The following is a 13,243-nucleotide window of genomic DNA, read 5'->3' on the forward strand; positions in this document are numbered from 1 at the left end:
GGTATCTTTACTGTATACGCTTTCGCGAAAGCGTATATTTATCCATCTAATTTGTTAACTTTATTCATCATCATTACACCATGTACTAATGTTGCTCCACTTTTTATAGCAGCGCCTACATGTACAGCTTCCATCATTTCTTCTTTGGTGATTCCTTTTTGGAGCCCATCTTTTGTATAAGCATCTATACAATAAGGACATTGTTCGGTATGTGCTACAGCAAGGGCTATAAGTGATTTTTCTCGAGCGGTAAGGGCGCCTTCTTCAAAGACTTTACCGTAATAATCAAAGAATTTTGTTCCTAACTCTTCGCTCCATTCTGTGATCTTTCCAAATTTTCTAAGATCTTTTGGGTCGTAATATTGATCTGCCATAATATAATTGATTGCGTAGGCTAAAGTATAATTAATCGTAATTCTGTCCAATTACTTACGGTAAATTTAAATAAATGGTTTTATTTAACAATTTTGAGTTCTAATGTATTGATTTTAGGTGTTTGGAAATTTAAAAATAAAAAGATGTGCAATTTTTCTAAAAAAGTTGTTGTTCATATTTAAATAAGGTTATATATTTGCACCCGCATTAGCGAGGTACCTTAGCTCAGTTGGTAGAGCAACGGACTGAAAATCCGTGTGTCCCTGGTTCGATTCCTGGAGGTACCACCACTAATTTTAGAAGCCCTTGATTATCAGAATGATAGTTGAGGGTTTTTTCTTTTACATCGGAAAATACATTGAAAAATATTGCATAGGTAATGCGGATTATATTTCAAAGATTTTTTCTACTCTACAATAAGAAACCTCTGTTTTAGAATTAAAAAGCAGAGGTGTTGAAATAATTAATATTTATAAAGAAATAACAGCTTTTTTAAATACTGGATGTGGTTTCCTAGTAGTTGAAACTCCAAGAGAGAAAAAATAAATAACATAAATAACATATATAAAAATAAAATAATTCATTTTTTCAATAGGTACTTTTAAAAGATATTTGTCTACTTCCCAGTATTCAGGATTGCAAAAGAATGTCTAATGGTTTGTCATGTTCTTTCATATTTTAATTTATGTTATTTATTATTTCCTCCATTTTCTTAATTGCTTCCTGCTCTTTTAAATGAGCTTGGTATCTCAATTCATTTGCTTTTAAAACCAAGTTATTTATTTCTTTCTGCTTCTTCTCATTCTTTAAAAGCGGAATATGAATTCCGTCAACATTTTTGTCGTCAATCATGTCTACAACAGAACCATAAATCTCTCTTTTAATTAAAACTTGTCCATAGTCCGAATTAAGGAAACAAAACAAGTATCCTGCAAGATCATTGGAATTTGCTATGACTTTGATAATATTCTGACTTACTGCCCAACCATTCCAATGTTTTGGTACAATTTGAACTTTTCCAATTGTTCCTCTATCTGAAATCAGGACGTAATTCTCAAAAACTTCTAACTCCTTTTTAATTCTTGCTTCGTGAACAGCTTTAGAGAGGAATTTTTCAACTTTTGGATTCAATTGTGTTATATCTCGTCCGCCAAGAAATGGCACTCCATTTTCTTTGTCTACATAAGTTCTTTTGAATACACCTGCAAGAATTATTTTTTTTGAAAGTTCTCCAATTGAAGATATTTCTTTTGAGTTTTTATTAATTTCTTGCTCTACCAATTGAACAATAGGAATGTGGTATGAACAATCAAAACGCAATCTTAAATCATTCAATTTTGTAGTGTAATTCCTTAATTCTACAGAATTATCGAAATACTCCGCTTTTAGTTCTTCAATCGGTTTTAAATCAAGTTCTTTATATAGGATTTGTTCTGCTTTATCAATGAGGTCGTTAGATTGGTCTCTCAAATCAAAAGATTCAACAATTAGCTCATGAATTACTTTTTTTAGACTTTCAGGTGCATTTGGAATAATTACTTTTTCCAAATGGTGTGGTTCAATTTCTGGAATTACAGCGCCATATATTAAAGATTGGACTTGAGCCTGTGCCTCATTGGTGTTTAAAAATGCATATACATAACCTGAATATTCTTTACAGATTAAGCGAATGATATGTTGACTGAAAGAATAGTTTTTGAGAGTCTTATTAACAAAAGTTGTTTTCCCAATTGTTCCTGAACACGATATTAAAACCGTTCCTTTTTCTACGAACAAGTTTTTTTGAACTGCCTGTGTTTTAGGAAGAAACTTGATTGCTTTAGGTTTTATATTTAACATTTCAGCACTTCCTAAAAACCCAACTGAATTTGGAACAGTAGATTTTATATAATTCCTTTTAAAGCGTGGTGCATGAAATGCATCTACAACAAAATCAGGATTTGGATATAAATTAGATACGCCATTTTTACATCGCTGAAGTTTTTCGATTGCATTTCTTGCTTCGATACTGAATGCACTTGCTTCTAATCTCAATTTATTAGCAAAGACTTCTGTAAGAGAAACTGAAGTATATTGAAGTTTATCAGGTAAATAGGTGTAATCAATTTCCTGTTCAACTTCTTGAAATGTATATGCTAAATTACTTTTATCTACCATGCTATCCCTTGTTTAGTTTTCCAACTGCTGAAAACATCAGCAACATGGATAGTTTGGTCATTTACAATTTTTTCTTGTGTAATTTCTTTACGTGCTATTAAATTTCCTTCGGCATCTTTTTCTTTTACAAGTTTCTCAACTTCAAGCATCGCGATATTTCCTTTTTCATCACGTTTAAAGATTTTACCACCTCTTTTGTCATGACCAATATGATCAATCATTGTCATGAAAATATCGTAGTCGATTATTTGTCTGGATTTTTCTTCTTCGGCAATTTCTTCTTTGGTTTTCTTTTGAAGGATTAGGATAGAGCATTGTGTTCCATTTCTTGGTTGAAATGCATCTGCATGTAAATCTACACTTGCAATGATTTTAGTGTTCTTAACCAACCAATGACGAATAAACTCAAGTCCTGGTGCACCTAAAATAGAATCAGGTAAAACAATTGCAGTTCTTCCTCCTTCTTTTAGAAGTTGTATAATTCGTTCAATAAAAAGCTGTTCAGGTGGAACGCTTGATTGAAGTCGGTCTGTTTTATACCAATTCCCATCTTCGTCTTTGTTCCATATATAAGCAATGTCAAATTGTTCTAAAATTTGTTGGTCTTTGATTGGAATTTTTGAGCCAAAGGGTGGATTGGTCACAATTACGTCAAAGTGTCCTAAACTCCTATGATTACGAATGTTGCTTGCCGAAATGCCTAATGCTTTAGCTAATTTCTTTTTCGTTTCTTCCTCCCATTCTGCTGGTGGTAATAATGAATTAAGCTGTAAAATATTTCCGCTTCCGTCATTATTCATCACCATGTTCATTTTGGTGGCTTTTACCAAGTCTGGATTAATATCAAAACCATAGTAGTTTTCAGCAGCTATTTCAGAAATTTTATCGTTGAATGCTTTTCTAACATCCGCATTCCAACCTTCTTCTTCACCGTATTTACTTTCCATTCTTTCACGTAGTGAATCAATTACAGAAGTCATTGCAGTAACAACAAAGCCTCCTGTTCCACAACTGCTATCCAAAACACGTTCAGTTTCTATTGGATTTATCATGGCAACTGTCATTTTCATTACATTTCTTGGCGTGAAAAATTCTCCTCTATCTCCTCTTAAATTTGCCCCTACTATTTCTTCATAAGCTTTTCCTTTAATATCAATGTTGGTTGTTAAGAGAGCATATTTTTGAAGTTCTGCAACTAAATATGTAATTGTTCTTGGAAGTAATTTAATCTCGTCATTTTTATCAAAAATTTGTCCATGACGTTTTTTTACTTCTTCAAATATTTTGGAAATACGTTTGTAAACACTTGCTTGTCCGTCTTTATAATTTCGTTCTTTTGAGGTTGTAAAAAATTCTATAGGTTCAAGTAAGTTTCTCTCGTCATGTATCTTACAGAAAATGATTTTTAAGAATTCAAAAAACGCAGGTTGCTTTTGCAATCCCTCGTTTACATATATAATGTTGTGACAGGTTTTAAAAGTAAAAAGTAAATTGTCTTCGTAAGCCTTAATTAAGGTGTTTCGATTTGGTCTTTCTTGTTCGTCTGTTGTTCCATCAGCAGAGGGAATGTCATTAAACTCTTCGTAAACGTATTTACCTTTCTCATTTTTTACTTTTCGCCAAACTTCCTTGTGCATTCCATTTGTCCACATTCCCCATTCGCAGTTTGCACAAGCAGCCATGTAAGACTTCATTTGCTCAACTCCATTGTTTTTGTCTGTTGGTTTTATAGCTTCTTTTTTGCATTCAATGACTAACCAAATATTGTCTTGGTCTTTCATTTCTTCCTCTGTAGAACCTTCTGAAAATATTACAATGTCTGCACGTTTTTTTCCTGAACCCATTTGAACTCCATATTCAATTTTGACTTGGTTTTTTGAATATTTGTGTTCGTTGATTAATCGTTTTTCGACTGTCTGTCTAACGTATTCTTCTGGAGTGTCTTTACGAATAGTTCCGTCAATATAATCTCTTAATTTCCCTTCGGGAATTGAAATGATAACCTTGGTTTCACTCATTAATTGGTTTTTAGAAAGATTAAAATTAATTATTCACAAGATAGAAAAACTTCATTATTGAACGATACAATTAATTGTAGTATTTCTTAAGAAATTGATTGCAAAGGATAAAATAAAAAATATTTAACCTCTGTAGAAGGCGATTGGGAATATAAAAGTGAATATTAAGCAAGCAAAAGAAAAATTTACATTACAAAGCCTTCTTACTTCACTTGGACATTATCCAAATCAAAAAAAGTCTAAAGGTAATGACTTGTGGTATAAATCACCTTTTCGCCCTAACGAGCAAGATGCTAGTTTTCATATAGATACGAGTAAAGGGTTTTATAAAGATTTTGGAGATACAGAGAAAGGTGGGGATTTGATTTGGTTCGCACAAATGTATTTGAAGAGTAGAGGAGGAGGGTATTCTGTATCAGATGCTTTAAAATGGTTTGATGATCTTAGTGGTGGTACTCAAATTCATTCTTTTAATAGCAAAGCTTTTCGTAAAAAGGTAATTCCTTTAGAAAAACAAGATGTTTATACGATTTTAAGCAATAAAGAAATTTTTAGTTCTTCTCTTATTGAATATCTAAAGCAAAAAAATATAGCATTAGATTTAGCCAAGAAATACTTTCGTCAGATTTATTTTCTTAATACTAAAACGAAAAAGAAAATTTATGGTTTAGGTTTTGAGACTAGGGCAGGGGGCTTCGATATAAGAACAGCTAATGGCTTTAAAACTATGATAGGGAATAAAGATATTACCCTTATTGAAGGTTGTCATAAGAATGGTATTTTAGATGTGTTTGAGGGTGCAACAGACTTTTTAAGCTTATTGACTTTGGAAGGTCGTGACATTCCAAAGAATGATTGTATTATTCTCAATTCAGGTAATCTTTATAAAGCGGCCGCAGACCTTGCAAAGCAAAGAGGCTATTATAAAGTTAAGCTTTGGCTTGATAATGATGAAGCTGGTCATAAATTCCAAAATGCAATCTTAAAAGAATTAAATGATACAGAAAAACCAATGTCAGTATTTTCTATGAATCATATCTATAAAGGATTTAAAGATCTCAATGCATGGCATAAAAATTCTCATTTAAGTTTATCTAATAAAAAGAATGCGTTACAAGATTTCCCAAAACGTATTTCTAAGAATTTCATTGAAAGAAAATTATGATACAAGAAAACCTACTCTTTTCAGAGCAGGTTTCTTAAAAGCGAAACGTTCTGTTTTATTAGAGGTTAAAAGCTAATATATCTTTTTCTAGCTGCTCTTTACGTGTTTCTAATGTTTTTTGAAGTTCTGTAGCTACCAGTTTAATAAGATTTGAATTTGTAGTTTGAAATTCCAAACCACTTGCATCTTTAAGACTAAATGTAGAAGATTCAGCTTGATTATAATTAAACCGTGTTAACTCACTCAAAGTGTTGACTAAACGCTCTCTTTGATTTGCTAAACCTCTTAGTTTTTCAAACTGTTTGATACGATCATCAAGGTTAATGAATTTAACTTCTTGTTGTTTTTCTTTTGCTGCTGTCTGCACAGGTACTTTTGCTTGACCTGTCGCTTCTTTCGCCAATTGTTTTTTGACGGTCGTGCTTGGCGTTGTTGTTTCTCTTTTGCTTGTTCCGTTTGTTTTAGCCATAATTTAAAATTTTAGATGAATAATTATTTTTGCTTGCATTTGTTGTTTTCAGATGCGAAAGCAGGGCTACATTAGCTGGGGCGGTGGCTAAGGCAAGGCATTAGCGGTTATTTTTTCTTTTTCAGAAAAAATGTTCGTAATCCCGAAGGGTTTAGCCTTGCAAGCGGCAAAGGATAACAGCTATATTTGCGATGATTAAGTATCTGGGTGCAATATCTTTGCAATGCCTTAATCATTCATTTTTTTAAATTCTGGTTCTTCTGCTTTTGAAAACAAAAAGGAGCAAGTGAAGAAGAAACCATCACTGCTATTCAAATAGTCTTTTGTTGTGATAGGTTGATATTTGTAGAGGTGTATATCTCTAAAATTAATAGGGCTTCGTAACCCATATATACACAACTTAGTCTTTATGGACTGGGTGACAGCATTATGTACAGGGCTTTCGAGCCTAAAACTGCTGTGACTGTATGTGTATGCGGTTTACGAACACCCAGTTCACCAAGAAGGGTTTTGTAATGACTAATATGAGTAATCGAATAATCTCTCAATTAATGGAAAAAGCATTGAAGTCTGTAGAGGAATATTCAGAAATTGAAGTAATTATAAGTAATGAAAATGAGCGCATCATTATTGATCATGACAATAAATTCATTTGGAATTATAAAAAGAGGTGATTACCAAATTTTTTTAGCAATTTCCCTCTCTTCTGCTCCTATTACATTGAGATAAATTTCAGTGGTTTCTAAGGTAGCATGACCTAACCATTTTTTCACTAGTGTAAGAGGTGCTTTGTTTACTGCATGGACAGCAAAGCCATGCCGAAGACCCCTAGCACAACTCCTTACTCCTGTTATTTTAGCATTTAGCATAACACTTTTTAAATATCTTGAAGCAGTCCGTAAAGAGAATGAAAATAATCGAGAACTGTTTTGAGAAGATTTATAACTATCAACAAATTTGTGTAAATCATTAAGTAAATATGCTGGTAAAGGAATTTCTCTATATATGCCTTTTCTTCTTCTTTTAAGCGTTTCGAGTACGACAGTTTTATTTGCAAAATCAATATTTTCAGATGTGAGATTATGGATTTCTGCTATACGTGCTCCAGTATAATAAAGTAGTTGGCAAAACAGTTTTATATCTGTTCTACAAGTCTTAGTTTCTTTTAAAAACCGTAAGCGTTCTACTTGGTTAAGATATTTACGATGCCCCTTGTTATTGTGTAGTGACATTGTTGTTTTGTACATGATCGGGGTATCTTCTTTGTTTATTATATAACTGTCCGATTATTAGATATTTTCGGACAAAAATCAAAATAAAAAATACCTTTTTTGATTATTTGGATCTGAAAGAAATTAGAGAATCGTATTTTAAATTTGTAGCTTGAATTTTTATGTCGACAGTAGTTGTTTTGTAAGTAAGTTTTTTTAATTCATTCTGAATATTTATGTAGCATATCGGTTAGTGTATATGGAATAGCGACTGAATGGAAAGTATGAACATCATATACACTTTTGTAGGCCGTTTTCTCTTATTTTTTGAATTCTTTTACAGCCAAAATCACTCTTTTTATATCATCACTGTCCATTCCTTCGTGGCAAGGTAATGTAAAGAGTTCTTTCATCATTTTCTCCGCATTTGGACAATCCTTGTTGCTGTTTGAGAATATTGGATAATTATACAAAGGTGTATAGTTATATCTATAAGGATCAGAAATAATACCTTTGTCACTTAAATATTTACCAAACTTATCTGCATCATAATCTGAATCAACAATTCGAAAGACTAAAGAATAATAATTTTGTCGTGAATGTTTAGGGTATTCGATTTCTTTAAACCAAGTTAGCTTTGTTAAGCCACTTCGTATTTCTTCAGCTACTTCACGTCTTAAATTAATTTTATCTTCCAATTTTGCTAATTGAGTTACTCCTAAAGCAACAGATGTTGAGTTAATCTTGAAGTTTAGTCCTTTATGGTTTCCAATAGCACTTCCGTCTGGTTCTAACCCATACCATTTTATAGTTTTTATTTTATTTGCTAAAGCAATATTCGAGGTAATGACAAGTCCACCTTCACCTGTAGAAATTAACTTTCTTTGCTGAGTACTTAAACATCCAATTTCACCATAAGTACCTAATAATTTATGATTCCATTTTGTTCCATGTGATTGAGAAACATCTTCAATGACAGAAATATTTCGTTTCTGACAGAAATTTACAATTGATTCTATATCTATAGGGTATCCCCACATTGGGACAGCAATTACGGCTTTCGTTTTATTTGTTACGACCTTTTTCAAATGGTCTAAATCAAATCCAAATGATGATTTTTGGGGAGTATCAACAAATACAGCTTTGGCTCCAATTTGAGCTATAGGTAACCCTGACATTATAACTGACGCAGGATTTAATATCACTTCATCACCTTCACCAATCCCTAATGCAAGTAATGCACAATAAATTGATACTGTCCCGCTACAGACGGTAACTGCTTTTTTCACTCCAAAGTACTCTTCGATTTTTTCCTCAAACTCAATCATATTTGAGGGAGCACCAGAAATTGATTGAGTAGTTAATGATTGAGCGACTTTTAAAATTTCTTGTGAAGTTATATTTACGTAAAGATTTTGAAGAGTTTTCATCTTTTCTAATTTTTGATTTGTTAAAATATCTGCTAAGTGTTGACTTAAAGCAACCATTGTTAAAGTAGGATTCCAAGATGCACCAGTTGGCCAAAGAGAAGCTCCTGTGACATAGATATTCTTAACTCCAGATAATTCATACTTTAGAGAAACAACACTTTGGTCGTCGTTGGTTATACATAGAGTTGATGCATCATGTACAACCAGTGGTGCTCGATAATCTTTTTTTTCTGGCCTTTTATTTTGCCAACCTTGATTATTATGCCAATATTCAACATTCATTTTTCCATTTGGAGAAAGTATTTTTTCTATACAATTAAAAGTTGCAATATCCATTGAGTCCCATACTTTTTCATCATTTTCATTGGTTACGACTTGAAGAGTAGAGTTAAGAGTAAGGTCGCTGTCTTGATTTTTTCTAAACCAGTTGTTAGAATTTTTAAAATCAATCTCACCTAATGAAGCACAAACAAATACGATATAATCTTTTGAAGTTTCTAATTGTTCAAGACTTGCTGTAGCAACGACATCAGGCATATTCATCAAAGCCGTCTTTGAATTCTTTTGAGGATTCCTATCTGCCAAAGCTGTCATCTGGATATGAAATTGACCTTCTTGTCCTCTATTTTCGTCGACACCAGCAATATAAAAAGCTCCTATTTCTAAATTTGACAGATTTGAAGAAAAGTGAAAATCTTTTCTTGGAATTCTTGCGTAAATTGAACTTATAAAATGAGAAGTAAATCTTTCCCCTATATTATTTAAAGCTGGGAAGGAATTACGTATCAAAGTAGTAGGAGGTAATGCACCCATAGCTAAAACAATTTTAGCTTTATTGACTGAAACATTTCCTTTAGATGTTTGAATAGTTATTGGTAATCCATTCTTTTCGTCTATTTTTTGAACTACACAATTGACAACTACACTAATCTTGTCCTTGTAATCTGAAATAATTTCAAGGAATTTTGACTGTGTAGAAAATTTAGAAAAATCAATATCTCCGATTTCAGGTTCTTTCACCGCAAGTGGTGCAGGTATTATTCTTGTTAAGCCTTTAACTTTATCTATTTCATTTTTTAGTCTGGATTGAATTTCATCTTGAAGAGTACCATAAATAGGTTTGTTTTTATTGGTTGATTTGATTTGGTCAGCATCTATTACATTCAATAGTTTTTCTGCACTTGAATAGTATTTATTTGCATTTTCTATTAGCTCTTTTGGCCAATTAATCATTTCATCTTTTGTTGGCCTCGGACACCAACCACTCCAGACAGAAGAACGACCACCGAAAAAAGGGACAGAACCAGCTTGCCATTTTATATATTCTCCTTCTGTTGTTTTCTTCGAAATTGTCCATGGAAAGGTTTCGCTTAGACCGCCAAGAGTTCTTTTAAATGATTCTGGAAGATTTTGGAAATGTTCTGGAAGGAAAAAACTCCCTCTTTCAAGTACCAAAATTTTTGCATTTTTATCATTTTGAAAAACACGTTCGATAAATGCTAAACCACAGAACCCAGTTCCAATAACTATATAATCGAATTTTCCAGATGACTTAATTTTATCCCATTCGTCATCAGAAGTAAAGAATACATCATTCATTACCGATTCCGAGGAAGGATTTTGATTTCCTGGAGCAATTAACTTTTTACTTTTGTTCTGAAATTTATTTGTATTTATCATTTGAAGGTTTTTTGTTTACAATAGTTAGTGTTGACGACTCTATTGTAGTAAGATTTAAAACACATTTTTAGTCCATCTTTTTCTAATAATGATTTGGTACAGGTGTTTTATCGGTAATAAAGATTTAATAATATTCAGACTTGTATTGTATTTTTGAGTAATATAATTCATGTTAGTATGAAATTAATTTAACTCTTCTAATTGAATCTTTCTGAGTTGATGACCAATTATAATTTCCTTCATATATTCCTTTAGTTTCCCAATCACCATACATAGGGTTTGGCAATACAATGAACTCTTTTCCAAACTTATTCCTTAAATTATCTACTATTTTATTTCTTTCACTTGTAGGCTTATTATCAAATAAATCATCAAAGTCGGAGAGGTTATCACCAATGAGCATTATTACAGAATTTTCTTTTAAAACCTCTTGTCTTCTTTCTTGCTTTCCACTTGTTTTTTCTCTTAATAGAATATGTTTCTGGTCTATAAAAGGGAAACCCAATTTTATAAGATTCTTTTTTGTCTCCTTCTCTTGAATAAGATATCTATTAGAAATGTAAAATATCTGGACTCCCTTTGATTCAGCATATTTAAAAAATTCCAAAGAACCAGGTATAGGTGTTGCCTTTTCTAAAAGTCCCCACTTTATCCAATTTTCTTTTGAATAATTTTTATCTGTTTCTATCAATTTAGCATTAAATGGACTATTGTTTAAAAGAGTTTCGTCAATATCTGTAATAATAGCCAATGGCTTTCCTTGTTTATTTTTCTGGAGAAGAATGTTGTCGAGTTGAAGTTGGGCTAAATTAAATGCTTGATGACACAACGCTTTATATTCTGCTGAATGCTGTTGCCATAAAACAGATTGAATAGAATGTTCTCTAATTGGTATTTTATTGCCAAAATTGTTTTGATTATTATTTTTTAAATGAGATGTGCGACACCCGCTCAACAATATAAACAAAAGAATTAAGCATGAATTTTTCATATAGATTACCTATTTAGTTTTTTCTTAATCACCTACAACAATGATGTGTAGGGCATATGTTCTATTATACCGCCCTCTATATATAACTTTATGAAAATAGCATATTTATTTGATATAGAGAAATTTATATTTTTTTTATTAGCAGATAACTTTAAAAATACTTGCAAAAGATAAGAGCTATACTATCTAAAAATTATCCTGATAAAGAGTTTCTCAAAAGCATTAATACGATCATACAATTGTCTAAATCTTACTATTAATACATCAGTCTACTATCAATAAATAATCTAAGGCATAAATTACCAGTGAAAGCTAAAAAAATACAAGATGGCACAATATATCTAATTTTCGGACAAAATCTTAAAACATAGATAAACAGGCGAGTTAAAGCATTCTTTTGGAAGCTTAAAATCATATTAATAATGAAAAACATACTATTCACTGCGCTAGCCCTATGCGTGTCATTGGGTTATGCGCAAGAAACAACGTGGGAAGGACTTGACCTATCTAACTATCCATTCATTGAGGGACATATTTCTGATGCAGAAAGATATTCTTATCAAAAGAACAAAATAGCTATTTATATTTCAGGCGGGCAGGGTATTGAAGGGGTGCCAGAACAATATACTGCAAGAGAATATGCAGAGCTCTTATATAGTGCTTTTAAAGATACTGAGTACACAAACTATCCAACTGAAATAGTAGTTTTTTATGACGAAGAGGGTAAAGACAGGGTAACAAAAGCTAGTGTTATAATTTGTGGTGATGAATATAAAACTAAAAGCGGTAATCGTAATTTCACACCTACCGCTATTGGAAATAATATCGATATATTTACAAAATGCTATTTAGAAGCGGAATGTCTTTCATCCCTAAAGAAGACAACTGGAAAAGGGGCAGGATATTAATTCAGTCCCATTCCTTTATATTCAGGAAATAATAATTTAGTTTCTTTTTGCGCGGGATCATTCGCGCGGTCTTCTGCTAACTGTTCACTTAATTCGTCACTGCTGTCGCTTTTGGAATCATAGACTTCATGTTTATCTTTATTATTCTCGCTTTTCAAAACTTCAAAACCATCATTGTTTCTAACTCTTAAATATTTTTCTGCATCACTGTAATTCAAATTATTTTGAGCTGATACCTTCTGCAATTCCACGCGCCGGCTATCTAGTTCCGTTTTGTAATTTTGATACTCCTCTGAATTATGATTCAGTCCATCAATGCGATCCTCAAATTGAATTAAAACTTGCTCAAGGGCGTTTTGAAGCTCTTGCTGTTCATCAATCGTATCTACAATTAAACTCTGTGTAGCGTTGCGAATTTCATCATCATTAAGCGCGTGAACACTCTTGTTTTGCCCTGATAGTAAACTGCGCATCCCATCAACATCATTCGTTTTAAGTAGCGCAAACCCGTCACGGATAAAGTCATTATTATCCGCAATCCTGTCCAAAAGATCATCAATCCGAGAAAGCCGCTCATCCAACTCAGAATGCACATTTTGTAAGTGTAGAAATTCGAGAAGATACCGATACCGCTTCTCTTTTTCTTGAATGTAATGCGAAGATTTATTTCGAACGAAATTCCCTGTAATCATCCGCCCAATCTCCTTGATGTCACCCTTAATCGAGTAATCAAAATCAAGTTGTTTTAGATGCTCTGCCTTGTCATTGAATATGCTTTTAAGCATTTTTTATTCCTCACTATCTACAAGGAATATTATGATAGAAATTGGTTAAGGATT

Annotated in this window: 11 protein-coding genes and 1 tRNA gene; 4 read left to right on the plus strand and 8 right to left on the minus strand. The window is 32.3% G+C overall.

Annotation, left to right across the window (positions count from 1 at the left end; translation table 11 throughout):
- Window positions 1-38: 38 nt before the first annotated feature.
- Window positions 39-374, minus strand: coding sequence for an arsenosugar biosynthesis-associated peroxidase-like protein (locus CHB80_RS14565; RefSeq protein ID WP_013750118.1), 336 nt, complete (start codon window positions 372-374; stop codon window positions 39-41).
- A 215-nt stretch (window positions 375-589) separates the two neighbouring features.
- Between CHB80_RS14565 and CHB80_RS14570 the strand changes: the two genes are divergently transcribed.
- Window positions 590-665, plus strand: a tRNA-Phe gene (locus tag CHB80_RS14570).
- Window positions 666-1,053: 388 nt separating this feature from the next.
- Here CHB80_RS14570 and CHB80_RS14575 read toward each other — a convergent pair.
- Together CHB80_RS14575 and CHB80_RS14580 are read right to left on the minus strand one after the other, a co-directional pair.
- Window positions 1,054-2,532 (minus strand): restriction endonuclease subunit S, encoded by a 1,479-nt coding sequence (locus CHB80_RS14575; RefSeq protein ID WP_089372216.1) that lies wholly within the window; start codon window positions 2,530-2,532, stop codon window positions 1,054-1,056.
- Entirely contained in the window at window positions 2,526-4,550 is a 2,025-nt protein-coding gene (locus CHB80_RS14580) for an N-6 DNA methylase (protein WP_089372217.1), read from the minus strand. Before CHB80_RS14580 ends, CHB80_RS14575 begins: the two co-directional genes overlap by 7 nt.
- Window positions 4,551-4,707: 157 nt before the next feature.
- Here CHB80_RS14580 and CHB80_RS14585 point away from each other — a divergent pair, with 157 nt between their 5' ends.
- Entirely contained in the window at window positions 4,708-5,715 is a 1,008-nt protein-coding gene (locus tag CHB80_RS14585) for a toprim domain-containing protein (protein ID WP_089372218.1), read from the plus strand.
- A 58-nt stretch (window positions 5,716-5,773) separates the two neighbouring features.
- Here CHB80_RS14585 and CHB80_RS14590 read toward each other — a convergent pair whose 3' ends face one another.
- The gene (locus CHB80_RS14590; protein WP_089372219.1) at window positions 5,774-6,184 is read right to left on the minus strand and encodes a hypothetical protein; all 411 of its coding nucleotides are present in this window, start codon (window positions 6,182-6,184) and stop codon (window positions 5,774-5,776) included.
- A 524-nt stretch (window positions 6,185-6,708) separates the two neighbouring features.
- Here CHB80_RS14590 and CHB80_RS24690 point away from each other — a divergent pair.
- Window positions 6,709-6,858, plus strand: a complete 150-nt coding sequence (locus CHB80_RS24690; protein ID WP_179218179.1) for a hypothetical protein — start codon at window positions 6,709-6,711, stop codon at window positions 6,856-6,858.
- Here CHB80_RS24690 and CHB80_RS14600 read toward each other — a convergent pair whose 3' ends face one another.
- The 3 genes from CHB80_RS14600 to CHB80_RS14610 form a co-directional block, all read right to left on the minus strand.
- Complete coding sequence (locus CHB80_RS14600) at window positions 6,859-7,431, minus strand: tyrosine-type recombinase/integrase (RefSeq protein ID WP_089372221.1); 573 nt, start codon at window positions 7,429-7,431, stop codon at window positions 6,859-6,861.
- Window positions 7,432-7,715: 284 nt separating this feature from the next.
- A complete protein-coding gene (locus CHB80_RS14605) occupies window positions 7,716-10,505 on the minus strand; it encodes a DegT/DnrJ/EryC1/StrS family aminotransferase (RefSeq protein ID WP_089372222.1) in 2,790 nt (929 codons plus the stop codon).
- Between the two features lie 172 nt (window positions 10,506-10,677).
- Entirely contained in the window at window positions 10,678-11,496 is an 819-nt protein-coding gene (locus CHB80_RS14610) for a 5'-nucleotidase, lipoprotein e(P4) family (protein WP_089372223.1), read from the minus strand.
- A gap of 422 nt (window positions 11,497-11,918) precedes the next feature.
- Between CHB80_RS14610 and CHB80_RS14615 the strand changes: the two genes are divergently transcribed.
- Complete coding sequence (locus tag CHB80_RS14615) at window positions 11,919-12,404, plus strand: hypothetical protein (RefSeq protein ID WP_143337148.1); 486 nt, start codon at window positions 11,919-11,921, stop codon at window positions 12,402-12,404.
- Here CHB80_RS14615 and CHB80_RS14620 read toward each other — a convergent pair.
- Complete coding sequence (locus CHB80_RS14620; protein ID WP_089372225.1) at window positions 12,401-13,189, minus strand: hypothetical protein; 789 nt, start codon at window positions 13,187-13,189, stop codon at window positions 12,401-12,403. The two genes, CHB80_RS14615 and CHB80_RS14620, sit on opposite strands and share 4 nt — an antisense overlap.
- Window positions 13,190-13,243: the final 54 nt, after the last annotated feature.

This window comes from Dokdonia pacifica, assembly GCF_900188275.1.
Taxonomy (GTDB): domain Bacteria; phylum Bacteroidota; class Bacteroidia; order Flavobacteriales; family Flavobacteriaceae; genus Dokdonia; species Dokdonia pacifica.

Bases quoted from the DNA above. Each gene is read 5' to 3' on its own strand.
- CHB80_RS14575 (WP_089372216.1), bottom strand. From the start codon at position 2,532: ATGGTAGATAAAAGTAATTTAGCATATACATTTCAAGAAGTTGAACAG.
- CHB80_RS14565 (WP_013750118.1), bottom strand. From the start codon at position 374: ATGGCAGATCAATATTACGACCCAAAAGATCTTAGAAAATTTGGAAAG.
- CHB80_RS24690 (WP_179218179.1), top strand. From the start codon at position 6,709: ATGAGTAATCGAATAATCTCTCAATTAATGGAAAAAGCATTGAAGTCT.
- CHB80_RS14615 (WP_143337148.1), top strand. From the start codon at position 11,919: ATGAAAAACATACTATTCACTGCGCTAGCCCTATGCGTGTCATTGGGT.
- CHB80_RS14600 (WP_089372221.1), bottom strand. From the start codon at position 7,431: ATGTACAAAACAACAATGTCACTACACAATAACAAGGGGCATCGTAAA.
- CHB80_RS14620 (WP_089372225.1), bottom strand. From the start codon at position 13,189: ATGCTTAAAAGCATATTCAATGACAAGGCAGAGCATCTAAAACAACTT.
- CHB80_RS14605 (WP_089372222.1), bottom strand. From the start codon at position 10,505: ATGATAAATACAAATAAATTTCAGAACAAAAGTAAAAAGTTAATTGCT.
- CHB80_RS14580 (WP_089372217.1), bottom strand. From the start codon at position 4,550: ATGAGTGAAACCAAGGTTATCATTTCAATTCCCGAAGGGAAATTAAGA.
- CHB80_RS14610 (WP_089372223.1), bottom strand. From the start codon at position 11,496: ATGAAAAATTCATGCTTAATTCTTTTGTTTATATTGTTGAGCGGGTGT.
- CHB80_RS14590 (WP_089372219.1), bottom strand. From the start codon at position 6,184: ATGGCTAAAACAAACGGAACAAGCAAAAGAGAAACAACAACGCCAAGC.